Annotated in this window: 18 protein-coding genes; 5 read left to right on the forward strand and 13 right to left on the reverse strand. The window is 46.4% G+C overall.

Annotated features, from left to right (window positions below; all coding sequences use genetic code 11):
* Window position 1: 1 nt before the first annotated feature.
* The 6 genes from RIH33_RS00460 to RIH33_RS00485 all read right to left on the reverse strand — a co-directional run bounded on the left by RIH33_RS00460 (window position 2) and on the right by RIH33_RS00485 (window position 6,370).
* Window positions 2–763, reverse strand: coding sequence for a LytR/AlgR family response regulator transcription factor (locus RIH33_RS00460; protein WP_406651675.1), 762 nt, complete (start codon window positions 761–763; stop codon window positions 2–4).
* Window positions 760–1,800: a sensor histidine kinase gene (locus RIH33_RS00465; protein WP_406651676.1), complete on the reverse strand. Its 1,041-nt coding sequence runs from the start codon at window positions 1,798–1,800 to the stop codon at window positions 760–762. Before RIH33_RS00465 ends, RIH33_RS00460 begins: the two co-directional genes overlap by 4 nt.
* 20 nt (window positions 1,801–1,820) lie before the next feature.
* Window positions 1,821–2,231, reverse strand: a complete 411-nt coding sequence (locus tag RIH33_RS00470) for a hypothetical protein (protein WP_406651677.1) — start codon at window positions 2,229–2,231, stop codon at window positions 1,821–1,823.
* Window positions 2,232–2,366: 135 nt separating this feature from the next.
* Complete coding sequence (locus RIH33_RS00475; RefSeq protein ID WP_406651678.1) at window positions 2,367–3,764, reverse strand: serine hydrolase; 1,398 nt, start codon at window positions 3,762–3,764, stop codon at window positions 2,367–2,369.
* A 210-nt stretch (window positions 3,765–3,974) separates the two neighbouring features.
* Entirely contained in the window at window positions 3,975–5,975 is a 2,001-nt protein-coding gene (locus RIH33_RS00480) for an OmpA family protein (RefSeq protein ID WP_406651679.1), read from the reverse strand.
* Between the two features lie 170 nt (window positions 5,976–6,145).
* Window positions 6,146–6,370, reverse strand: a complete 225-nt coding sequence (locus RIH33_RS00485) for a hypothetical protein (RefSeq protein ID WP_406651680.1) — start codon at window positions 6,368–6,370, stop codon at window positions 6,146–6,148.
* 114 nt (window positions 6,371–6,484) lie between these two features.
* Here RIH33_RS00485 and RIH33_RS00490 point away from each other — a divergent pair, with 114 nt between their 5' ends.
* On the forward strand, window positions 6,485–7,144 hold the full coding sequence (locus tag RIH33_RS00490) for an NAD-dependent epimerase/dehydratase family protein (protein WP_406651681.1): 660 nt from the start codon (window positions 6,485–6,487) through the stop codon (window positions 7,142–7,144).
* On the opposite strand, the gene RIH33_RS00495 is transcribed toward RIH33_RS00490, so the two are convergent.
* The 4 genes from RIH33_RS00495 to zwf all read right to left on the reverse strand — a co-directional run bounded on the left by RIH33_RS00495 (window position 7,141) and on the right by zwf (window position 10,658).
* Window positions 7,141–7,452 (reverse strand): rhodanese-like domain-containing protein, encoded by a 312-nt coding sequence (locus tag RIH33_RS00495; protein ID WP_406651682.1) that lies wholly within the window; start codon window positions 7,450–7,452, stop codon window positions 7,141–7,143. The two genes, RIH33_RS00490 and RIH33_RS00495, sit on opposite strands and share 4 nt — an antisense overlap.
* Window positions 7,453–7,536: 84 nt before the next feature.
* Entirely contained in the window at window positions 7,537–8,145 is a 609-nt protein-coding gene (locus RIH33_RS00500; RefSeq protein WP_406651683.1) for an intradiol ring-cleavage dioxygenase, read from the reverse strand.
* A gap of 282 nt (window positions 8,146–8,427) precedes the next feature.
* Window positions 8,428–9,144, reverse strand: coding sequence for a 6-phosphogluconolactonase (pgl, locus tag RIH33_RS00505; RefSeq protein ID WP_406651684.1), 717 nt, complete (start codon window positions 9,142–9,144; stop codon window positions 8,428–8,430).
* Complete coding sequence (gene zwf, locus RIH33_RS00510) at window positions 9,141–10,658, reverse strand: glucose-6-phosphate dehydrogenase (protein WP_406651685.1); 1,518 nt, start codon at window positions 10,656–10,658, stop codon at window positions 9,141–9,143. The genes pgl and zwf overlap by 4 nt, the downstream gene beginning before the upstream one ends.
* Window positions 10,659–10,890: 232 nt before the next feature.
* Between zwf and gndA the strand changes: the two genes are divergently transcribed.
* From gndA to RIH33_RS00530, 4 genes are all read left to right on the forward strand, one after another.
* On the forward strand, window positions 10,891–12,285 hold the full coding sequence (gene gndA / locus RIH33_RS00515) for an NADP-dependent phosphogluconate dehydrogenase (RefSeq protein WP_406651686.1): 1,395 nt from the start codon (window positions 10,891–10,893) through the stop codon (window positions 12,283–12,285).
* A 133-nt stretch (window positions 12,286–12,418) separates the two neighbouring features.
* Entirely contained in the window at window positions 12,419–12,652 is a 234-nt protein-coding gene (locus RIH33_RS00520) for a hypothetical protein (protein WP_406651687.1), read from the forward strand.
* Between the two features lie 322 nt (window positions 12,653–12,974).
* On the forward strand, window positions 12,975–19,211 hold the full coding sequence (locus tag RIH33_RS00525) for a T9SS type A sorting domain-containing protein (protein ID WP_406651688.1): 6,237 nt from the start codon (window positions 12,975–12,977) through the stop codon (window positions 19,209–19,211).
* A 370-nt stretch (window positions 19,212–19,581) separates the two neighbouring features.
* Window positions 19,582–21,168 carry an ATP-binding protein gene (locus RIH33_RS00530; protein ID WP_406651699.1) on the forward strand — a complete coding sequence of 529 codons (1,587 nt, stop codon included), beginning with the start codon at window positions 19,582–19,584 and terminating at the stop codon, window positions 21,166–21,168.
* A 36-nt stretch (window positions 21,169–21,204) separates the two neighbouring features.
* On the opposite strand, the gene RIH33_RS00535 is transcribed toward RIH33_RS00530, so the two are convergent.
* From RIH33_RS00535 to RIH33_RS00545, 3 genes are read right to left on the reverse strand one after another with little or no spacing between them, the layout of a single operon-like run.
* Window positions 21,205–22,002 carry a peptidoglycan DD-metalloendopeptidase family protein gene (locus tag RIH33_RS00535; protein WP_406651689.1) on the reverse strand — a complete coding sequence of 266 codons (798 nt, stop codon included), beginning with the start codon at window positions 22,000–22,002 and terminating at the stop codon, window positions 21,205–21,207.
* 1 nt (window position 22,003) lies between these two features.
* Window positions 22,004–22,873 carry a M56 family metallopeptidase gene (locus RIH33_RS00540; protein WP_406651690.1) on the reverse strand — a complete coding sequence of 290 codons (870 nt, stop codon included), beginning with the start codon at window positions 22,871–22,873 and terminating at the stop codon, window positions 22,004–22,006.
* Complete coding sequence (locus RIH33_RS00545) at window positions 22,866–23,246, reverse strand: BlaI/MecI/CopY family transcriptional regulator (protein ID WP_406651691.1); 381 nt, start codon at window positions 23,244–23,246, stop codon at window positions 22,866–22,868. Before RIH33_RS00545 ends, RIH33_RS00540 begins: the two co-directional genes overlap by 8 nt.
* Window positions 23,247–23,323: the final 77 nt, after the last annotated feature.

Genomic DNA, 23,323 nt, shown 5'->3' on the forward strand with positions numbered 1-23,323 from the left:
TTCACAGATCCATCCAACGTTTAAAGTTAGCCACGCGCTCTCTGCTCACGATTACCTCCTCGTCTACAGGAGGGTTTAACCTCAGAAGCAATCTGCTATTGAAATAGCTATGGATTTCCTTAATCGCTGGTAATGAAATGATCAATTTCCTATTGATTCTGAAAAAATCCAGTGGGCTGATAACCTCCTGTAACTGATCCAGGCTTTGATCCAGGGGCCATTTATCCCCTTCGCGCGTCATCAGGCAGGTCAGGTCGTTCTGTGAAAAAAAATAGGCGATGTTTTCTACCGTCACAGGCTGAAACCGGTCCCCAAGCTTCACCAAAAAACGCTTTTTGTAGTTTCCCGTAAGGATCCTGCCCACCTGCTCCAGTTGTGCTTTGGGCAATGCTCCGGTGGTACGATCAGTCTGCCTTCTGAATTTCTCCAAAGCATGCCCCAGCTCAATTCTATCTATCGGCTTCAGGAGGTAGTCCACGCTATTGTATTTAAATGCTTTGACCGCATATTCATCATACGCTGTGGTGAAAATCACCGGACAACTGATCATATCATCCGCCAACAAATCAAAACCCACCCCATCATTCAACTGTATGTCCAAAAGGATCAGATCGGGAGAAGAATTATCCTTAAGCCACTGGGTGGTGGTCTCCACAGAATCCAGAATAGCCACCACCGAGTACTCAGGTGAAAGCTCCTCCACCAATCCTTTGAGCCGTTCTGCCGAAAGGCGCTCATCCTCTACTATGGCTATGTGAATCATGTAAGTCTGAATCTGGAAAGGATGGGCATTTTCACTGTGAAGGTCTGATCATTTTCGATCACGATCACTGACTGCTCGGATTGCAGGTCATACTGACTTCTGATATTTTCCAAACCTACTTTGGTCGATACCACCTCAGCACCTTTCTTGCTTACCTGATTTTGCACCACCAAATAGTCACCTTCTATAAAGATATGAACACGTAATGGCTCACTTTTAGAAAACCGGTTGTGCTTCTCGGCGTTCTCCACCAGCATCTGCAGGGACAGTGTGGGCACAAAAAAGTTATACTTCGAATGATCCACTTCCACAACCACCTCAATGCGCTCCTCGTGACGCATCCGCAATAAAAACAAGTAATGATCAAGTATCTCCAGCTCCTTCTCCAGGGTACTCATGGATTCTTCCCTGTTTTCCAGAATGTATCGGTACATCTTGGACAGTCGGGACAAAAACTCCTCAGCCTGGGCAGGATTCACATGGATGAGCGACTGCAATACGCTAAAGGAATTGAACAGGAAGTGTGGTTTGATCTGATTTTTCAGATTCTGATATTGGCTTTGGAGTAGCTCCTTCTGCACCAGTGCCTTGTCTTGTTCCAGCTGGCGACTTTGCACCGCATTGAGCTGAATAATGCGGGCAGCAATAATCAGCCACGCAAATATCTGGCCCTGACCTATTTCCCTGTAGAGCGCCTCCTCATACACCGGGCAGTTAAGAGATGGTTTGATGTAAAATTCAGAAATTCCGCTGGCCGAAACCACTAGTGGAAAGGTGAGTAACGTCAGAAAAAGGATGGCCTTTAATAAATCCCCCGAGCGTGAGTAATCATACTTTTTCCTTTCAAAATAGAGGAACACCCTATCTAAAACCTCCCAAAGCAACAGTACCACGCCTACCGTATAGACCAGCAGCACCTTATCGATCAGCTCAAAAACAAGGAACTCACTGAGCATCTCAGAATGCCCCAGCCGTAAGAAAAAGAAGATTAGTAATCCGGCCGAAACCCTAAAACCATACCGTTTAGCCCAGTTCATGGATTGAATTTACAACAAAATTACTGATCCACAGATGCAACTGATTCGCCACCCGTCATCTTCACAGAGAGCGCCTTGGAGGTGAGGTATCTTCTGTTCGGGCCAGAACCTTTGATGATCAAAAGGTGGGAGCCCTCCTCGAGCGTGGTAGGTGTCAGCTTCAGCAGATAGACATCCGGCTGGTCGGTAGTAGAGACACTCGCATGGAGGCCTTCCAATTCCTGGACGACAGGTGTTTCAAATTTTGTTCTTCGATCGGCTCTGGATCGCACTATGGTGAATGTGGTTTCAAACGTCTCACCTGGTAGCAAATGAACCTGATCAGCGTCTACTCTAATGACAGCACCTGTTTTCGGTATGTCCTGAGCAAAAGAAAAAGTAAAGGTCAATACTGCAATAAACCCTAGTAAAATACGTGGATAGTTTTTCATAACGTTGTTGGAATTTGGTTATGAATGAACACGTACCTGACCAATCTGTGTTAGTTACTTCCCGGTGAACCGTTGATAATTCAAGGTGAACCGTTCCATTGTCCTTCTCAACTCGGCGCTTCGATAGAGGGCCGATCAGTTCACCGCCGGAATAATGAAGTTTTTCATCATGTCATCAGACTGGGTGACATACAAAGGCCACTTGAGGTACAACCCTTGCGTGATGACGATGACCATATTGAGACTTGGAAACACATTGATGTAATTCCCGCCATCACCATCTGCCGAAAGGTACCCGGTGTTCGCCAGGTTTCTAATCCAGAAGTGGTAGCTATAATCCCCGGAGGTGGTTTGCTCCTTTACCTGAAAGCACTCATTCACCCAACTGGCGGGAATCACCTGTTCGTTGTTCCACTGACCATTATTCAGATAGGTAATCCCGATCTTGAGCATGTCCCGGGGCCGGATAAACATTCGGGCGGCACCTTCCGGATACCCGTCTGGCTGCGACTGCCACTTATAATCCCGGATGCCCAGTTTCTGATAGAAGTTGGCGTCTGCCCACTCACGTACACCTCCATCCACCATCTCATCCACAGCTTTCAGCATCAGGTTGGGCAGTGCACTATTGTACCTCCACTCTGAACCCGGGCCTGCATTTGACCTACTGAGCACAAACTCACCAAACTCATCAGACTTCCACAACCTGGCCAGGTCAGTGTCGCCCCACTCATCCCACTGAAATCCGGCGGTCATTGTCAGGCAATCATCGAAATCGATGGCTGCTTTATTCGGGTCTTCGAAATAGGACGCATACTGGGGCAGAAATGTCGAAATCTTGTCTTCCACGGAATGTCCGTATTGGTCAAGGGCCATACCTACGATGGTGGAGGTCAGCGTTTTATTGACCGAGGCCACGTAGTGCTTGTCTTTCCTGGACCATTGGATGGGTGCCGGACTGTGATCAACGGCTATGTCGTTTTCAAACTGAATGGTGTCATTGTTCCCGAAAAGGTATTCTTCCAGCACGAGCATGTCATTGTGGTAGACCAGTACGCTATGAATTTCTTTGTAGCCATTGCCCTGTACCTTCTCCATGAGGTTTTGAATCAACTGCCGATCCATGTTAGCATCCTTGAGTGTGCCCGTGGCAATGCCATCGTTCAGCTGTACAGGAGGGTAATAGAAATAGGTAGGTACAGCAAGAGGCGCCATCTCTACCTGGGTCTTTTTCCCCCGGCTTACATTCAGCTCCCTTGGTCGGTAATCAGCATGACTCACCGCTATGGCATAGTCACCCGAGCCGTCACTTACATCTTTCAGGAGCTTCACATCGTCATTGGAAAACTGAAAAGATCCGTTTGATCCCGTAGTGGTTTCCGGGCCGTTTTCCAATACCATTACCCTGGCATTGGCAATCGGTTCATTTGTATAGGCGTCAATCAACTGACCGGACAGAAGGGTGTCATTGTCATTTTGGTGGCAGCCGACCGATATCAAGAAAACAAGAATATTCAGGAGTGGTGATTTCATGGATTGGGTTTTACGGGTTATCAGACAAACCCATATTCAAAAATGAAAACACAGATGGGCCTAAGCAATGATGAAAAAATATTGGATGAAATCATCCATCCGGTACCTCAACATTAATACATCACGCCCCGCTACTCACTACATCATTCATTCATCAAACGGTCTCAAAAAACTTCCTGAAGTCACCCGAAAGTATTTTTTACTTTTTTTTCAATTAGCCGCCAACCCTGCACCGGAGGAGCCGGTCAGTTTGATCTCCACTCGGCGGTTGAGCATACTCTCCCCTTCGGTATCTTCCAATGGGTTCTCTTCTCCCAGAGCATTAATCTGCAGCTGGGCCGATGACACCCCCTGCGAAACCAGGAAATCCATCACCGCCTGTGCCCGTTTGAAGGCCAGCAATTTATTATAAGCATTGGCTCCTACCTTATCAGTATACCCCTCCAGGGTGAGCTTCATACCAGCACGATCCTTTATTTCCTCAGCAAACTGTCGTAAGGTATTTGCATACTCTCCTGTGATTTCTGATCTGTCAAATTCAAAATGAACCATCGGAATTTCAAGTACGGGCGCTTCCGGCACTTCCTCTCTTACCTCCGGCCGATGGATTCGCACCGTAGCGAGTATTGGCCCGGCCATGTCCCCAGGCTCCAGATGCTCCGGGTCAGTATCAAAATCATTTCGCATCTCAATGGCTATCTGTTGCTCCTGTACTTCATCTCCCTTAACTCCTTTTTTATTCACCCGCAGTTGCACCACATTATCGTTATGATCTTGTAACAACACTTTTATGACCTGACGCTGTGCATAGACCAGCTGACTTTGATAGGTAACACTTAGCTTGAAAACGGTCTCAATAGGAACCAACATGGCATATCTGCCCATCTCATCCGTAGTGGCGATGTAGCTACTGTCCGGTCCCTCCACCCTTACTTCTGCTCCCGGCAGTGCTTCGTTGGATCCGTCATCCACCACCTGACCGGTGATCCTTACCTTATCGAAAAGAAACACCCGGTAGATGTCCATATTGCCATAGCCACCGGTGCGCCCGGATGACAGGTAGGCTATTTTCCCGAATACATTGAAATAAGTATCATCCGATGGCGAATTGATTGGATGCCCAAGGTTTTCGGGTTTGCTCCACTTTCCATTCGCTTTATTATACCTGCTTCTGAAAATATCATATCCTCCTGTAGAGTTATGCCCCCTGGAACTGAAATACAGCTCACCATTTGAGGCCATGTACGGAGAGTCATCATTGTAGATCGTATTAAGTTCTTTGAGCGGGGTGGGCTCATTCCATGTGCCATCTGCACGTTTGGTCAGTTGATACAGATCGAGGTTGCCGTTTTCGGAGTAGTAATTGGTGGCATAATAGATGGTATCAAGAGTTTCATTAATGGAGCAATGGGTCTCGGCACTGCCCGGCTGATTGAGCATATCGAGGTACTCGGGCTGCGACCATTGTCCCTCTCTCAGCTCTGAAAGCAAAAGGTCTTCATCGTGGTATGTCACCAGTTTGGTGTCTCCACCAAAAAGCTGTACGGTAGCATCATGATGCTTTTTAGTAGACTGTCTGTCGAATGGCTGAGGATCCTTCCACAAACCAGACCCATCTAACGTGGCTTTGAGAATTTGCTCGTATGCAAGACCATCGGTGGCCACATTGTCCAGACCCACTCTCCTCACTGTGTATACCACCGACTTTTGATCTTTGGTAATCACAGCGTTATATTCATGCCCCTCAGAGTTAATCGTTGGGCCCAGATTTTGTACCACTACATCCCTTCTGTTTAAATAGATGGATTCATACGAGCTCAAATGGTTGGTGAGCAGGTCCAACTCCTCCTGAGTCAAAAGCGCCGTATCCATGTGTCTCCAGGTACGCTGAGCAGCTTCGAGTGAGTCATTTTCAAGATAGGCTAGTGTGAGGTAGTAAGGATACTTCTCATCCACAGAGAACGTGGATTTTTTGAGTGCCACTAACGCTTCCTCCTGACGATAGCTATTCAGGAGTCCAATGCCTTTGTAATAATGAAGCGCTGCCTGCTCACCTTCCTTGGGTGTGCCGATAGCATCTATCAAACTAAGTGCTTTGGAATATGAGCCCGCGTCAACGGCCTTTTTGATTCGCTTGAGCTTTTGCGCTCCGGCATCCTGAAAACCATAAGTCAGGATGAGAGCAAGGAGTAGGGCGTATAAGCTTTTCATGAGGATCTGATTTTTTCTAAATCAAATATTCTCCATTCAAGTCATTAATAGAGAGGATTTTAGGTGAGTACCCCAAAAATCAAGTTGAATAGCTTTGAAACTCACCTGGAACCCCAAGAATCACCCTGTTTAGCTGGTGTTATCTGGTACACCTTTATGTTTCTGGCCTACTAATTCTGATGTACCACTACCAATTCAGGACTACCCTCTCCCAAAAGAGCTTTCAATCTAAAAAGCATTCTGTCCAGTGTGAGTTGGCACTGAGGACCATTCAGGATAAGTGTTTTGGGGATAGGTTGTCCTGCTCTTCTCATTTTTCTGATAAGCTGGAGTCCCTGTATCGGATGATCACACTGTACTAAGGCATTCCGGGTGTTTCGACTGTTCGTTCTCATAACTGAAGATTTATATTTTACTACTCAAACGGGGTGAGTACCAATAACCCTACCAAAAACATCAATCTCATCAGAAAAACTAAATCAAACATCGAAATTCTCTATCATTGGTCTATGAAAAGAATCATCATCACGGGGGCTACAGGTATGATCGGGGGGATTGTACTAAGGGAAAGTCTCAATTCTAAAGAGGTGAAATCAGTCACCTCACTGGTGCGGCAATCCTCAGGCTTCAGCCACCCAAAGCTTACTGAAATCGTGCATCAGGATTTTATGGACCTCTCCTCGGTATCCCAATATTTTCGAAATCAGGACGTAGCTTACTATTGTCTGGGGGTATACACCGGGCAGGTGCCGGATGATGAGTTCAAAAAAATCACAGTGGATTATACCCGGGTATTTGCCGACCTGGTCTACCAAAACAACCCGAAAATGACATTCTGCTTCCTCAGTGGTGCCGGGGCAGATCCGAAAGAAGCAAGCAAAATGTCTTTTGCCAGGTATAAAGGCATGGCCGAAAATTATCTCATCGGCAAGTCCTTTGGACAATTGTACATTTTACGGCCCAGCTATATCTATCCGGTAGAGCCTCGTCCGGAACCTAACTTTAGCTACCGGCTGATGCGCAAGCTATACCCACTACTCAAACTCATCTATCCAAATGGAGCCATCACTTCGGAAGAACTTGCAACGGCCATTTTCAATCTTGGGTTCGCCGAAAATGGAAGTGGAACTACCGTTTTAGAAAACACAGACATCAAGCAGCTCCATTAATTGGAATAGAGCCTCTCCACCTTCGTCCAGCTCCCGCCATTGGCGCACTCGATCCCCGCCGATTTCAGTATACCTGTGGCCTGCCCACTGCGCATACCCGATGCACAGCACAGGATTACGGGTTTGTTCAATCTTCTGATTTCCTCTGTTTTGGTGTTTATATTCTGAAGTGGGTAGTTTTTGGCTCCTTTTACATGTCCGCTTTTGAATTCCCCGGGTGTGCGTACATCGATCACCACCGCACCATTATCTTTTAAGATCTGAAGTTTTTTTGACCCTCCACCAAAAAGGCTGCTCAATATTCCCATTGCTCTGTTGTGTTTTGATTTGAGCAACAAAAGTATGGGGATTGAGTCTGCCCAAAGGTGACTTTTGTTACACAGGCCACAAACCTAATAGCCCTCAATATTTAATCCCAAAGTAATATCCCTCTGGGCGATGAGCATCCCGTTCTCCGTTTCCAGGTGAATAATACCGGATCCGGCCCTTTTTTTCCCTTGCTCCCTCAGTGCGGGTGTTAGGTTAGGGTCATCATCAAAATAGAAATCATCAATATAATAATCTGAATATCCCGGAGGCTTCACTGTGGCATGAATATGCTGTGGAATGGTGGTATTGGGATAAGAGGCTGGCCTGAAGGTGAAAAAGGTGTACTTTCCGTCATTTCCCGTTTTGATCCAACCTCTGTGCTGGCCATGCCTTCTGGCCCAACCCTGAGCACCTGCCACCGCCCGGTAAATTCCCTGCTCATCTGTATGATAGATATAAAGTATCACATTTTTGGCGGGTGTTACTCCATCATTGTGGTAAATGACTCCCGTGACTTTCATCTTCACAGATGATTGATCAAAACCCGGTATGGTATCTACGCTATTGAGTGACCTACTGCCATATTCGTAAAGAGCCTCACAGCCCTCACACCGGCCACCCACTTGTTTGTCCTGTGCTGATGTGCAGGAGACGAGGAACAGGCTAAACAACAATATGATGACATTTTTCATAGATCATTCATCAGATTCAACTCCATCAACGAAGTTTCCACCCACCAGGATCATTTGATTTGATCAACCACGCTGCACCACTGGTGAATGGTCAGAAACCCCTCACTAGTGGTACTAGCCGTAAAAGGGCATTGACTGTCTCCTCCACACCTTATTCTCCGGGGAGTTAAAACTGATCTCGCGCTGAATGCTAGCGATGCGTTGCAACCTGTGAATACTTGATGACATTATTGAGTCCGTCCACAAACAAACGCGCGATATGTTAAAATTCGCCGGTCAATTTTATTTCCCTACAGCGGCTTCATCCAGAAACCATACCAGATTACCTTGCTCAGGACTGATGTGTGCAGCAGGATAGGATTCCCATCCTCCTGTCTTATTGAAAATTTCGGATACTTTATCTTTCTTACCTGCCCCGGTCACCAGAAAGACCACCTCATGTGCAGCGTTGATCACGGGTCCTGTCAGGGTTACTCTTCTCTGACCTGAATCAGGATGAACGGCCACCCGACACACTTCCTCTGAGCTCATTAGCTCCATTTGGTGGGGGAATATGGAGGCTGTGTGACCGTCTTCACCCATCCCTAAAATGATGAGGTCAAAGACAGGAAGCCCTTTGTGTGTAGGCAAATGCTCCAGCAGCTCCTGACCATATCGCTCTGCTTCCTTCTCCGGCTCTTTTTCTCCCAACACCCGGTGAATATTCTCCTGTGGAATGGGTATATGATCGAGCAGTCGCTCCTTGGTCATTTTGAAATTACTCTCAGCATCCTCAGGCGACACGCATCGCTCATCACCCCAGTAGAAGTGAATTCCCCTCCAGAGAGGTGAATCCTTATATTTCACTGCCAGGTAGTCAAACAACATTTTGGGTGTAGAACCACCCGAAAGGGCGCAATGAAACACCGACTTCTCGCCCGCCTCTTTCATCAAATAATCACCAAAAGCCTCGGCTGTTTCTTTGGCTGTAGCAAAAACTTCCTTACGTTCTTTCATCATAGCTCACAAAATATTCCATCATCTGCCAGGTTCTTACAAGGGTATCTCCAGGCCATATTTTTTCCTTCAATCAAGTCATCTACATTTTCCGGACCCCAGGTACCTGCCGGATACCCGTAGATCGGTATAGCAGGATCTTCCTGCCATGCTTTCAGTATAGGATCTATAAACTCCCAGGCCGCTTCGACACTGTCCCCACGGGCGTACAGCGTGGCATCTCCCTGCATACAGTCCAGCAGCAGACGCTCGTAGGCATCTGGCACATAGGCATCCGTCAGGTCAGCATATTGAAAGTCCATATTGACATTTTTAACCTGAAAACCAGCCCCTGGAACTTTCATCCCAAATTTGATAAGGATCCCCTCATCTGGCTGTATCCTGATCACCAGCATGTTTTGAGCATTCACCTCGGTCTGATTCATGAAGAGGTGGTGATGATTCGGTTTGAAATGGATGACTACTTCAGAAACCCGGGTGGGCAATTTTTTACCTGAACGAATATAAAAAGGCACTCCGGCCCAACGCCAGTTGTCAATAAAAAACTTCAGGGCCACAAAGGTCTCTGTTCTCGATTCAGGATTCACTCCCTCCTCTTCCCTATAGCCTTTCACGCTTTCACCCTTTATGGTACTGGCCAGGTACTGGCCGCGCACCACGTCATTGCGGATGTCGTCTTTGGTCATGGGACGAAGTGACTGAAAGACCTTGAGTTTTTCGTTTCGGATACTGTGTGCATCAGATTTTACGGGTGGCTCCATGGCCACCAAACCGATGAGCTGAAGCAGGTGATTCTGCACCATGTCCCTCATAGCTCCGGATCCGTCATAATAGCCGCCTCTCTTCTCCACTCCCACTGACTCTGCAGAGGTGATTTCCACCCTGTGGATATAGTTTCTGTTCCACAGAGGCTCAAAAATACTGTTTGAAAAGCGGGTTACCAGAAGGTTTTGAACGGTTTCTTTGCCCAGGTAATGGTCAATCCTGTAGATCTGATTTTCATGATAGTCCTCCAGTAAACTTTTATTCAATTCCTGAGCAGACTTCAGGTCATAACCAAAAGGCTTTTCGATGATTACCCGAGTCCATCCATTCGTTTCTTTATTGAGCCCTACACTGGCCAAGTGCTTTGGAATCACAGAATACAAACTTGGAGGTACCGACAGATAAAAAATAGCATTGCAATTGGTGCCATGATACCCATCGATGGAATAAAGGCGATCCGCAAGTTTTTTATAGTCCTCAGCGTCGGAGGTGTCCATGGAATGATAGTGTACCAACTGAGCAAACTCATCCAGTGACTCGTCGCCCTTCTTTTTCAGATGTTCATTTTCAAAAACGGCTTTTTTTCGAAAAGTGTCATTGTCATAAGCCGAACGTCCCACTCCCACTATGGCATACTTTTCCGGTAAATATTTCTTTTTATAGAGGTTATAAATTGCCGGGATCAATTTTCTGGCGGTGAGGTCACCGGATGCCCCAAAAATTACCAGAATCTGATTGTCATTATTTACCATTTCTTTCGAATATCTATAGGGAAGTAATTAATTTCAGGTTGTCAAATGACACATGCTCATCGGACACACCTTCAACACAAACTTCTATCATTTTTGACATGAAAAATTAAAAATGATCAAAGTTTTTACGTTTTTGACTCAAAAAATTTAAAAACACCACCAAATCAATCGTATTTTCGCATGCAGATAGGTTCGATTTTGAAATTTTCAGAAAATAAAAAATAATAATACAATGACAGATCAATATGACTTTGGACTAGTAGGCTTAGGCGTAATGGGGAGAAATTTTATTCTGAATGTGGCCGATCATGGGTTTTCTTCCATGGGATTGGATACTGACGATGAAAAAGTAGAGGCGCTAAAGGCAGAAGGGGCGCAGGTCAAAGTCAATGGTTCCACGGATTCTGTTACGTTTTTGAAAGCACTTAAGACTCCCCGGAAAATCATGCTGCTGGTGCCTGCCGGAAAGCCTGTGGATTCGGTGATCGAGACGCTTCTCCCCAACCTGGAAAAGGGTGACATCATCATCGATGGAGGAAACTCGTACTTTGAGGATACCGAACGGAGAATCACTTACCTGGAAGAGAAGGGTATTCACTTTTTTGGCGCCGGAGTATCGGGTGGGGCCAAGGGAGCCCGCCGTGGCCCTAGTATTATGCCGGGTGGCAATAAAGAAGCTTACGAGCATGTACGCACAATTTTTGAGGCGGCCTCTGCCAAGGTGAACGACGAACCTTGTGTGGAGTATATGGGGCGTGGATCTGCTGGCAACTATGTGAAGATGGTCCACAATGGTATTGAGTACGGGCTGATGCAGCTGATCTCGGAAATATACGATGTAGCCAAAAAAGGGATCGGTTACTCCAATGAAAAGCTGGCTTACCTTTTTGATGAATGGAACCGTGGTGAACTGCAGTCCTTCCTGGTAGAGATCACCGCCGAAATTTTCAAGAAAAAAGACGACCTCACCGGCAAAGATCTGGTGGACATGATTCTGGACAAAGCCAAACAGAAAGGTACCGGAAAGTGGACTTCTCAAAATGCCATGGACCTGGGAATCCCTATCCCCACGGTGGATGCAGCGGTAACCATGCGTGCCATCTCCGCGCTGAAGGATCAGCGTGTGGATGCAGATACCGTATATCACACTCCATCGCTTGGCAACGACAAGCCTGATGCCCAAACGCTGGAACATGCGCTGCAATTTGCCTACATCGTGACTTATGCTCAGGGTATGTCACAGCTGGCGGCGGCCTCCAAAGAGTACAACTATGGCCTCAACCTGGAGACCATCGCCAAGATCTGGAGAGGTGGCTGCATCATCAGAGCTACTCTCCTTGAAAATATCCGGAAGGCATTTGATAAAAACCCCAACCTGGCTAACCTGATGTTGGATGATAATTTTGTAAGAACCCTCAAGACGATTGAAGGTGATGCCAGAATCGTGGTGCAATTTGCAGTGGCCAGCGGAATTCCAGTGGCGGGATTGGCTTCTGCAGTGAGTTATTTTGATGCTTTCCGATCAGGTAATCTGCCGTTGAACCTCATCCAGGCACAGCGCGACCACTTTGGTTCGCATACCTATGAGCGCACGGATCGTGAAGGAATTTTTCATACCGAATGGTAATTGATACAGGCGCGACCGGTGTACCGGTCGCGCCTGTATTGGCTCATGCCTCCTATATCATAGCCCATACTGATTCTCCTCATAGGAATTCATTTCGTCCTTTCGGATCTTATGCCTGCAAAACAACAAAGGCATGACCTCTGATAAAACCACCCCTGCGCACCAGTACAAAGCCATAGATCGATTTGATCATTCGAGATACGAACTCTCTCAAGCCACCTACTATCAAATCATAGACCTCATAAAATTCTACCATGAACCTATGTACCTGCTCCCCGACGATGAAGTAGTCACCGTGGAGCGGCTGATAGATCAGCACCATTCAGAGCACTGCATGATCAAAGTCAATCACCTCATACTGGAGTAGATTGTTCGATGGATCTAGGTGATTCGCGTAAAGTACATTTCTGGGTTTTATACCGTACCATTCAATTTATCCTTTAGCTAGTTTTGACCTTCCAACCAGGTTCATTCAGTCTGTTATAAGAAAAAGGTCACCTGAAAAAGGATTTAAGGTTTTCTTTTTTTATAGTAGTTAACACTATAAATAACTAACTGCCAATCATGAGAAATGTATCTTGTGCAGTGATCTTCTCTATCTGATCAGTATATAGAGTCATCATGCCCAAATCTATGCTGAGTGCATTTTAACCTGCCTCATTCGGATAAAGAAGCTAAACAGACTCTATATGAAATTTTCATTTCATTACCTTGTTCCATCTTTTATATTGGTCATCCTGTGCCTGAGCCCACTGAAGGGTCTGACTCAGTCAACTTCCTGGACCGGGCTTACAGATACCAAGTGGAGAACTTCAAGTAATTGGACCAGCGGTGTCCCCGACGAATCCACAGACGCCATTATCGGAGACTCCAATTTTACGGGTTCATTTCAACCGACCGTGGCCAGGGGAAAAGGCACCGGAGCATGTAAATCACTCACAGTTGGAAATGGGACAAAGACCTGTACACTCACTATCAAAGACGGTTTTGATATTAGTGGGGACCTCACTATCGGTACGAATGGTACCATCGAGGACGATGGAGGCCGACTAAGCATTGTAGGCAACTGGACCAACTCCGGGAGTTACACCGCCACCGGATCCAATAGAAGAATCTATTTTGCCGGCACCACCCAGACCATCGGTGGTTCTACTGTGACTAATTTTGAAAAACTGTATATCAACGCTGGCAGTTCAGTTACACTGGCTCAAAACATCATCAATTCCTCATTTATTGACCTAAGCGGAACCTTAGATCCCACCTTAAACTATACAGTGAGTGGAACCGGATCAATCAGCATTAGAGCAGGTGCTACCCTAAAAGTAATGGCCAGCACATTTGGGACCAACTATGCCAACAGCGGGGGTACCAACCCCACCAAAAGCACATCAGTAATCGATTACGCCTCTTCATCGGTTAATCAGACCATTGACAACAGCATTAGTTACCGGATTTTGCAGATTAGTGGGGGTCTGACCAAAACCCTGCCCGGAAACACCGTTATTGAGAATGATCTCCTGATAAACGGTGGTACACTGGACATATCCAGCTTCAGCGCTGACAGAAACTCCGCAGGAGGAAGCCTGGTAATCGCCGGGGGTGCCTCTCTGAGAATAGGTGGAACAAATACCTTTCCTGCTAACTACAGCTCACATACGCTGGCTACCACCAGCACCGTAGAGTACTATGGTGCCAACCAAACGGTAGCCAGTGAAAGCTATGGCAATCTGACGTTAAGCAGTTCCAGTGGATCGGTTACAAAAACGCTGCCTGCAACATCACTAGCCATCGCAGGGAACTTCACTGGATCAGTCTCATCCGGCACCTTGAGCTTTACCGCTTTGAACACCATTTCCATTGCCGGAAACGTAAGCCTCAGCACATCCTGTACCTTTGATGGATCCACATACACCCATTCCCTAAATGGCAACTGGGTCAATAACGGAACTTTCAACGGATGCAATGGGACGTTAAATTTCAATGGAGCAGCAGCAACAATAAGCGGTAGCGGCACCAATAATTTTGGAAATGTTGTTATCAATGGAAGTGGAACAGTACTTCATCAAAACTCATCTTTATCCCTTTGTGGGAACTTCTCTACCGCCAACGGCGGAAGCTTTGTACATACAGCTGGTGGCACCGGCAATATCACCACTACGGGCACTTCCAAAACCATCTCAGGGGCAAATATCACCCTCAATAATCTTATCATCAGTACCGGCAGCATATCTACCTCAAGTACTCTGACCATAGCTGGGGACCTCACGGTCAATGGTCCACTATCCGCATCTGCAGGCAACATCACATTTTCCGGATCTGGAAAAACCATCTCAGGTAGTTCTACCATCCAGCTTGCCGGAGTAGAAATAACAGGCTCCTTGTCTACCGCAAGAGATCTACTCATTTCATCCAACTTGAGTGTGCCAGGTACATTTACGGCCACAGCTGGCCAGGTGACCTTCAATGGTACATCAACCTTCTCAGGAACTGCCAACATTTACGACCTGCTAATCACTACTACAGGAAGTCTACAGATGGGAAGTAACGCAGTCCTGGGAATTGCAGGAACCACCACCCTGAACGCCGGAGGAACTTTTGACGCCACAACCAATGTGCCCAACACCATCCACTACAATGGTTCCATTGCTCAATCCACTGTTTTTCCCACCTTTCACAACCTGACACTTTCCGGAGGAAACACCAAAACCCCTTCAAGCGCACTTACCATCAATGGTGATTTTACGCTTGGTGGAAGTACCACATTTGAAGCAGGAGCATATTCACATACCATCGGTGGGGACTGGACCAACAGCGGTACTTTTACAGCCAACACCTCCACCATAACACTCAATGGAAGCAATGACTCACAGCTTACAGGAGCCACCACTTTTAATGATCTTTCGGTCAACAAAACGAACAATAGCGAAATCACTTTGAATAATAGTATCAGTGCAGTCAACCTCACCATGACTTCCGGTGATATCATCACAGGAGCCAATTCAGTAACGCTAACGGGCAATCGAACGGGGGCCGGCCTGATCACCGGGACAATCACCCGAAACCTCACCTATACCACGGCCGTCGATTATGCTTTTGAAGGGCCCCATAGCTTTATCAATTTTAGTTCCATCACGGGTTCTATTACCTCCATCACCATGACCTCCACCATTGGTTCCAATAGTACTTTTGCCTCGGCTGCCAGTATCAACAGAACCTATGATATCAGCGTAACCGGAAGCACCACATACGACGCCACGTTGAGCCTGCACTACGAGCAGGCTGAACTGAACGGAAACGTGGAAGGAGCTATGACATTTTGGAATGATGGAGGTACAGCCACCTGGGTGGATGCCACCAATCTAAATACCACCTTTGACAATACTGACAATTGGGTGGCCAAGTCGGGCCTTACAGACCTGCTTAACAAATGGACCATTTCCGAAGGGTTGGTCATTTATAGCTGGGATGGCTCGGTAGATACCTCTTGGTCTACTGCGGACAACTGGACACCATCAGGCATCCCGGGCATTCAGGACGTGGTACATATCGGAGACTTAGCTTTCACCAACCAACCCACCATCAGCACGTCAGAAAACATTAAAAAAATTTACTTCAATTCTACCACTCCCGGCACCCTCACCATGGCTCCCGGAGCCACATTGATCGTACAGGGAAATGTAGATGGCATTTGGGGTGCTGACGCGAATCACATTATCAATGTAGGTGCACAAACGCTTACTACCCTGAGTGATGTCGTTCTCAGCAATGGGGTGGTGAATCGAAAAATAGACCTGAACATTGGTACCGGCACTATTAACATCAGTGGCTCCCTGACTCAATCTGAGGCCAATATCACATTTACAGATGCCGGGAACATCAATATTGACGGAGATTTCCATTACGTCAGTGGTACATTCACCCCTGCCACCTCCACAGTCACCTTTACAGGATCAGGGTTTCAGGAGGTAGGCGGAGTGACCTACCATGATCTTATCATTGACAAATCATCCGGGACCGCTACCATAAGTGCAGCCGTTACAGTTAACAATGACCTCACACTTGCAGATGTAAGCCACGTGGACGTGGAGAACACACTGACCGTAGCAGGTCATGTCAATATTGGGATTGGCACCATCCTCAACGTACCTTCTTCCAGCACCATCAACCTGGGAGGAAACTGGGTTTTATCTGGCACCTTTGTCCCTGGATCTGGTACAGTAAATTTCAATGGTACCGGAGCTCAGTCTGTGGTCGGCACTACTTTCAATGACTTAAGTGTAAATAAGGCCAGTGGAACGCTCACATTGCTTGACGACCTGACAATAAATGGAGACGTGAGCATCCAAAGCGGTACGGTGGAAGTATCTACCTACGATGTGAGTAGAAGTACTGAAGGCGGTATGGTGTCTCTGGGAGCAGGGGCGACTGCCCGGTTTGGAGGAAACAGTCTCCAAATTAATAATTTTTCAAACCTGATAACTGACCCCACGAGCACCATAGAGTTTTACACCACCTCTTCACGTCTTCTTCCCCCTGTGACTTACGGAAATCTTACGATAACTGGAGGTGGAGCTAATGCCAAAATTATGGCAGGCCCCACAACAGTAGCCGGTACACTGACCGTCAGCAGTGGAAGTACACTTACTGCCCCCTCAACCACACTCACACTGGGAGGCAACTTTGTAATGAACGGAACCTTCAATGCTTCAGGGGGTACGTTGATTCTAGACGGTCCCAATAATACGATAGACGGAGACATTACCTATGAAGACATAGTAGTAAATGGCGGCTATGACCTAACGAGCGGCAGCGCAATCATCAATGGCAACCTGGAGGTATCCGCCACTGGAGACTTTGACGCTGGCACTATCCCCATTGTTTCCTATGGAGACTTCACCAACTCAGGTACGGTGGTGTCGGACGGTACAGTGACTTTTGCGGGCACACAAACCCAAAATATACGTTTGCTCAATGCCATTACTTCTGCTTCTACTGGAGTAGTAAATTTTAATGGTACGGTTTCTCCCACATTAAACTCCACTTCTTCCCCTCAGTTTGCCACAGTCAACATCAATAACACGGCAACTATCGTGGCGTCACAACCCTGGACCGTATTTGTACATTTGAATGTAGCCTCAGGGGCTACCTGGGATGCAGGCCCATTGGACCACACCTTTTATGGCTATTTTACTAACAATGGAACTGTAACAAGCGACGGAAAACTCACTTTCAGCCCTGCAAGTGCGGTAAACATAAACCTTGGCACCAATTTTACCACAACAAAGGAGGTAGAGTTTGGTGGTGCGGGGCTCATCACCCTCACAGACAGTAACCCGGTGTTCGAATCAGTGACAGTAAGCAATAGCAATGCAGCGGGCCTTTCTCCCCTCACCAACTGGACCATCAATCAGGATTTGCTCATTAAGTCGGGTGCGCAGCTCAATGGCGGAACACTCAGCCATGCTGTATCTGGCTCCTGGACAAATAATGGTACCTTCAACGGAGAAACCTCTACAGTCACATTTGATAGCTCCGGTGGAACAGATGCTATCAATGGATCAGGCGCCAACAATTTCAACAACCTAATCTTTGCCACTGGAACCACCATGGATGTGCTCGCTGATGTTAACATTACAGCGGATTTTACCAACAACGGCACTTTAGTCAGCCTAATCGACCAGCTCGTAAAATTTGAAGGTTCGGGAGCATCCATACTCGGTGGTACGGCCACTACTATTTTTGATGGATTGGAAATAGACAAATCCACTAATGAAGTGCAAATGACAGTGAACGCAGAGATAACAGGAGACCTCATTCTTACCAATGGCCCATTGGATCTAAATGGCAACACATTGTCTATCACCAACACAGAATCTACTGCAGTATCTCGTACCAACGGCTATGTACTGAGCGAAAACACTTCTTTCAATAGTGTCATTGCCTGGACAATCAGTAACAATGTGGCAGCATACAGTTTCCCTTTTGGAAATGCAGCCGGTGACTACATCCCTTTTGTCTTTGACCTCAATAGTGGGGATGCCGGTGTGGTCTCCCTGGCTACCTATCCTACCTCTCCTGACAATCTCCCATTGCCTCCCGGGGTAGATCATGTAAATACTGACGGGGGCACTGACAATAGTGCAAACACGGTAGATCGCTTCTACCTGATCAATCTTGCAGGTGAAACCAGCCCGAATGCCGACATTACCTTCAATGCTTCGGCAGGGGAAGTGGGAACCATCTCTGATCTACTGGCACAGCGGTGGAATGGCAACTGGGAAGCACCCAAAGCCGGTCAAACCGCGGGCGCTACTTCTGTGACGGTGCCTGGTGTGACGGAATTTTCACCGTGGGCTATCTCGGGGAATAGTGTCCCCCTACCCGTTGAGTTAATCAGTTTTAAAGGACAACAACTGGGTTCAAATGCGCACCTTGAGTGGGAAACAGCCACTGAAAGGGACAATGACTATTTTGAGGTCAATAAATCAAGCGATGGCATTACCTTTTATCCCATTGCCAGGGTGCAGGGTGCGGGCCATGCCTCCACCCTGCAGCACTACTCCCATGTAGATCAGTCGCCAACCCCCGGTGTGAGCTACTACCAGCTGCGCCAGGTTGACTATGACGGAGCTTTTTCATTGAGCAAAGTGATCTCCGTTCAGGTGATCGATCCGGATTGGGACATGACAGTATACCCTAACCCTGCTTCAGAATTTATTCACCTGGTCTCCAGTACGGGTTACTCCAATGAAATCTCACTGGTGCTCTACGACCAACAGGGTCGAGTGCAGATGGAAAGGACTCTTTCGGAAGTCAGTGCTAACCAGGTTTTTAACATGGACATTCAAGCCCTCACGTCAGGGCTCTACATCCTGAAAATATATGGCCCCACCTTCTCCAAAACCCTGAAGGTGTACATTCAATAGCCCAGTTTTCATTAAAAATTTTGAACCCTTTTAGAAATAAAATGTAACAAAAGTGGTACTGAAACCTATTCAATTTTGCACTATGGAAACAAATCGAATCGGTTAACTAAAAAAAGACATTACTCAAGCCCGTTTGAATAAAAACCCTAAACACTTTGGTCGAAAAACATCCTCCAGAGTGGCCGTTGAATGTTATATTGCTGTCTTGGGAAGAAGTGATTCTTTGAAACCCAACCAGGAAAGATCGTAATTTCCCTGAAATTAAATCTAAACCAAAACGACTATCAAATTATACCATTCTAAGTATTATGTCCTCCTGGGGCTCCTCATCATTATTCTTCTGGGGAGTCAGGTCTACCTTCAGCAAATCATTCAGGAAAGCAAGTCAGCCCGAATGATCAACATCTCGGGAAGACAAAGAATGCTCAGTCAAAAAATCACCCGATTGAGTCTGGCCATTAGCATCACCAATGATAGCCTTCGCTCTGGAATCTACGCGGTGGAGCTAGAAGATGCATGGAAAACCTGGAAACAGTCACATGACGAGCTGGAAGTCCGTTATCGAAACCCTGATTACCCTGACCTGAAAGCCCTTTTCGATAATGTAGAAGAGCCGTTTACTGAAATTGATCTGGCGGTTGGTCAGCTTCTGATGCATCAGGATTCCTCAGCCATCGCTCGGAATCTCGGAATCATAAGTGAAAATGAACCCAGCTTCCTGGATTATATGGACCAGATTACTTTCAAACTTCATGAGCTGGCCAATGCCAAAGTTGAAAAAATTTCAAGGATCCAACTCATTTTATTGATTATTACCCTGGTATTCATCGCGTTGGAAATTTTTCTGGTCTTGCGCCCTAAACTCGTGGAGGCTGACACCAACAAATCCATGCATGACAATATGCTCAAAATGATCAATCAGATTAGTGATTATGCGATCATTTTTCTTGACAAAAAGGGTAATATCCAAAACTGGAACATTGGGGCACAGCGCATACACGGATATACAGCTTCCGAAATGATCGGACAACATGTTGAGGTCTTTTACAATAGCGAAGATCAAGCCTCCCAACAAGCTAAAAACCTGCTTCAAGAGGCCATAGAAAAGGGTACCGCCTCTAACGAGGAGTGGAGTGTTCGCAAGGATCATTCTGGATTTTGGTCTAAAACGACCATTACGGCTATTCACGATTTTGAGGATAAGCTTATTGGTTTTGGCAGGGTGACTCAAGATCTCACAGAAGCCAAAAGAACGGAACATGCAAAAGTTCTGGAGGCTAAAAACAAAGAACTGGAGGAATTCACATCCATTGTCTCCCATGACCTCAAAGTTCCGGTCCGTACCATATCCAATTACATTTCCATCATCAAGGAAGATCACGGGTCCGAACTAAACGGCGCATTGCTCCGGTACATTAACTCGATTGAAAAGGCCTCTGTGAGAATGGAGGCACTGATATACGGCCTGCTAGATTACTCGCTTTTGGGTAAAAGCCCAACATTGGAACCCACTAATCTTAACCAGACCCTCATAGAGGTACAAGAGGACCTCAATTCTCTAATCCAGTCTCATAATGCAAAAATATCTGTGGATGAGTTGCCAAATCTCCATATATATCCCCTGGAGATGCGCCAGCTGTTCCAAAATCTAATTACCAATGCGATAAAATTCCGAAAAGATGATATTGCGCCAGTTATTAGTGTAAAAGCTCAACTAAAGGAAGGTTTCTGGCAATTCCTGGTAAAGGACAATGGGATTGGTATTGAAGAAAAGCAATTTGAAAACATATTCAGAATATTTCAACGCGGAACGAGCGATTCAAAATTCGAAGGACAGGGCATAGGTCTGGCCAATTGTAAGAAAATTGCAGAGATGCACGGAGGAAAGCTTTGGGTAGAATCAGAGTCTGGAATCGGCAGTACCTTTTATTTCACCATATCTTCCAATCTATCCTAAAACAATAAGGGCCGGGCTGTGCCCGGCTCCAGAGTTTCATTTATCCTTATCCTTTTCTTTCACTTTGGTTTTGGCCTTACTTTTCTCCTTCACTTTCGGCTTTTCCTTTGCCTTTATCTTCGCCACAGCCTCAGCTTTTTCATCTGCCCGCTGTTTTGCCTTGGCCTGAACCTGCCGTGCTTCAGCTTGCTTCTGCTCCTGCATAGCTACCCTCTGGGCTTCCGCAGCCACACGTTGCTCTGCCACTGCGGCACTTTGTGCCGCCTGCGCTTTTTCCCGGGCGCTCTCAGCAACACGCCGTTCCTCCTCAGCCTGCTCTTGTGCCTGCATCGCAAATTTGTAGTCAGAAATATAGTTTACCGGATCTACAGCTTTCCCATCTTTATATACCTCATAATGCAGATGAGGGGCCGTGGACCTACCAGAGCTACCCACCTTGCCAATGAGCTGTCCCCTGCTCACCATTTCCCCCTCACTCACCTCAATAGAAGAAAGCTGGGCATATTTCGTCCTATAGTCCTCGTCGTGCTCAATGACAATATGTTGGCCATAGCCGCCGGGTAGATTACTCACCAGAGTTACCTTTCCATCGGCAGTAGCAATGACTGGCGTTCCTTCCGCTGCGGAGATATCCATTCCCTGGTGAAACTTTTTGGCCTTATCGAATGGATCCGTCCGATAACCAAAGTTAGAGGTAACTTTCACCTTCTCATTCTTCACCCTCAATGGAAATATTGAGGGCTTTTCGATCAAAGAGACTCCTACCATCCCAACCTCTTCTTCCAGTGTCGGGCCGGGTTCATCCTGCACGAAGATCATTTCCGGTGTTTTCATTTCAAATGAAAACAGCATAATCATTCCTCCAAATTACCGGCCCAAGCAGTGCCAGACTAATCAGAGAAATCTTGTTTGATTTATTTCGATTCATCATTTGTATTCTTTTTTTAATGGTTGAAAAATTGAAGAAACTCACCGGACCTGAGAAGCCGCCACCAGCCAGACTCACCAGCGACATCTGGTAGGGAATTTTCACTCCACTACCTGCCGTCACGGCAGCATCCACCTGATACTCGTGCACCTCTATCAGAGACTTTCTCAATAAATAAATGAAAGGGTTGAACCAAAAAAGAACAACAATGAAATCCACGAGCATGCGGTCATAAGAATGACCAAAATTCACATGCTGCAATTCATGCGCCATCACCAGATCAAGCTCCTGGGTATGCTCCACCTTTTCGGGGATAAACACCGACTTGAAAAAGGAAAATGGCTGAGCATAAGGCGTTCTGAACACCTCAATTGCCCCGATTTTAGTGATTAATTGATATCCATATTTGAATTTTCTGATCTTATAAAAGTTTGAGAAATAGCGCTGAAAAAGCAGAAATACGCCGATGGCATAGAGTGAAGCAAACAGCCACATCCAACTGACCTGAAAGCCGGGAACGATCACCCCTTCGGTCATGGTTTCTGAAGACTGACTGATTCGGGTACCGATCATGGTGACCAACTCCTGATTGGCCTGCACTACAGGGGCACTCTCTACCTGCACAAATGGCAGCACGAAACCGACCACCAGAGTTCCCAATAAGAATACTCTATTGAACTGATAAAAGGTTAACCGCCGAAGAAACAGCAGATAGAATAACACCAGCACTCCCTGAAAAGCGCTTACTTTCAATATGTAAATCAGCCAATCAGTCATTATCTTCCTGTTTTTTAATCTCAGCAGCTATCATATCCTGTAGCTCCTTCAACTCCTCAATGCTCAACTCACTCTCCTGTGTAAAGAACGAAGCAAACTGCTTCGGACTGTCATTGAAAAAGGTGTGCATCATCCCCTGCATCGATTCTTTGGCATAATCCGCCTTTGAGACCATGGGATAATACTCCTTGGACTTGCCGTGGGTTTCAAACCCGATAAACTCCTTTTTCACCAATACATTCACCACCGTGGACACCGTGGTGTAAGCAGGAGCAGGGTGGCTATACTGAGCCACAATATCCTTCAGATACCCCCTACCCAGCTTCCACAGGTATTTCATTACTTGCTCTTCTGCTTTGGTCAACGCTTTCATGAAACAAACATATAACTATATTTATAGTAATACAACTATTTATATAGTAATCAGAGTAAATTAATACCTACCACTTA

The organism is Marinoscillum sp. (assembly GCF_040222955.1).
Taxonomy (GTDB): domain Bacteria; phylum Bacteroidota; class Bacteroidia; order Cytophagales; family Cyclobacteriaceae; genus Marinoscillum.

Bases quoted from the DNA above. Each gene is read 5' to 3' on its own strand.
- RIH33_RS00460 (WP_406651675.1), bottom strand. From the start codon at position 763: ATGATTCACATAGCCATAGTAGAGGATGAGCGCCTTTCGGCAGAACGG.
- RIH33_RS00465 (WP_406651676.1), bottom strand. From the start codon at position 1,800: ATGAACTGGGCTAAACGGTATGGTTTTAGGGTTTCGGCCGGATTACTA.
- RIH33_RS00470 (WP_406651677.1), bottom strand. From the start codon at position 2,231: ATGAAAAACTATCCACGTATTTTACTAGGGTTTATTGCAGTATTGACC.
- RIH33_RS00475 (WP_406651678.1), bottom strand. From the start codon at position 3,764: ATGAAATCACCACTCCTGAATATTCTTGTTTTCTTGATATCGGTCGGC.
- RIH33_RS00480 (WP_406651679.1), bottom strand. From the start codon at position 5,975: ATGAAAAGCTTATACGCCCTACTCCTTGCTCTCATCCTGACTTATGGT.
- RIH33_RS00485 (WP_406651680.1), bottom strand. From the start codon at position 6,370: ATGAGAACGAACAGTCGAAACACCCGGAATGCCTTAGTACAGTGTGAT.
- RIH33_RS00490 (WP_406651681.1), top strand. From the start codon at position 6,485: ATGAAAAGAATCATCATCACGGGGGCTACAGGTATGATCGGGGGGATT.
- RIH33_RS00495 (WP_406651682.1), bottom strand. From the start codon at position 7,452: ATGGGAATATTGAGCAGCCTTTTTGGTGGAGGGTCAAAAAAACTTCAG.
- RIH33_RS00500 (WP_406651683.1), bottom strand. From the start codon at position 8,145: ATGAAAAATGTCATCATATTGTTGTTTAGCCTGTTCCTCGTCTCCTGC.
- pgl (WP_406651684.1), bottom strand. From the start codon at position 9,144: ATGATGAAAGAACGTAAGGAAGTTTTTGCTACAGCCAAAGAAACAGCC.
- zwf (WP_406651685.1), bottom strand. From the start codon at position 10,658: ATGGTAAATAATGACAATCAGATTCTGGTAATTTTTGGGGCATCCGGT.
- gndA (WP_406651686.1), top strand. From the start codon at position 10,891: ATGACAGATCAATATGACTTTGGACTAGTAGGCTTAGGCGTAATGGGG.
- RIH33_RS00520 (WP_406651687.1), top strand. From the start codon at position 12,419: ATGACCTCTGATAAAACCACCCCTGCGCACCAGTACAAAGCCATAGAT.
- RIH33_RS00525 (WP_406651688.1), top strand. From the start codon at position 12,975: ATGAAATTTTCATTTCATTACCTTGTTCCATCTTTTATATTGGTCATC.
- RIH33_RS00535 (WP_406651689.1), bottom strand. From the start codon at position 22,002: ATGAAAACACCGGAAATGATCTTCGTGCAGGATGAACCCGGCCCGACA.
- RIH33_RS00540 (WP_406651690.1), bottom strand. From the start codon at position 22,873: ATGACTGATTGGCTGATTTACATATTGAAAGTAAGCGCTTTTCAGGGA.
- RIH33_RS00545 (WP_406651691.1), bottom strand. From the start codon at position 23,246: ATGAAAGCGTTGACCAAAGCAGAAGAGCAAGTAATGAAATACCTGTGG.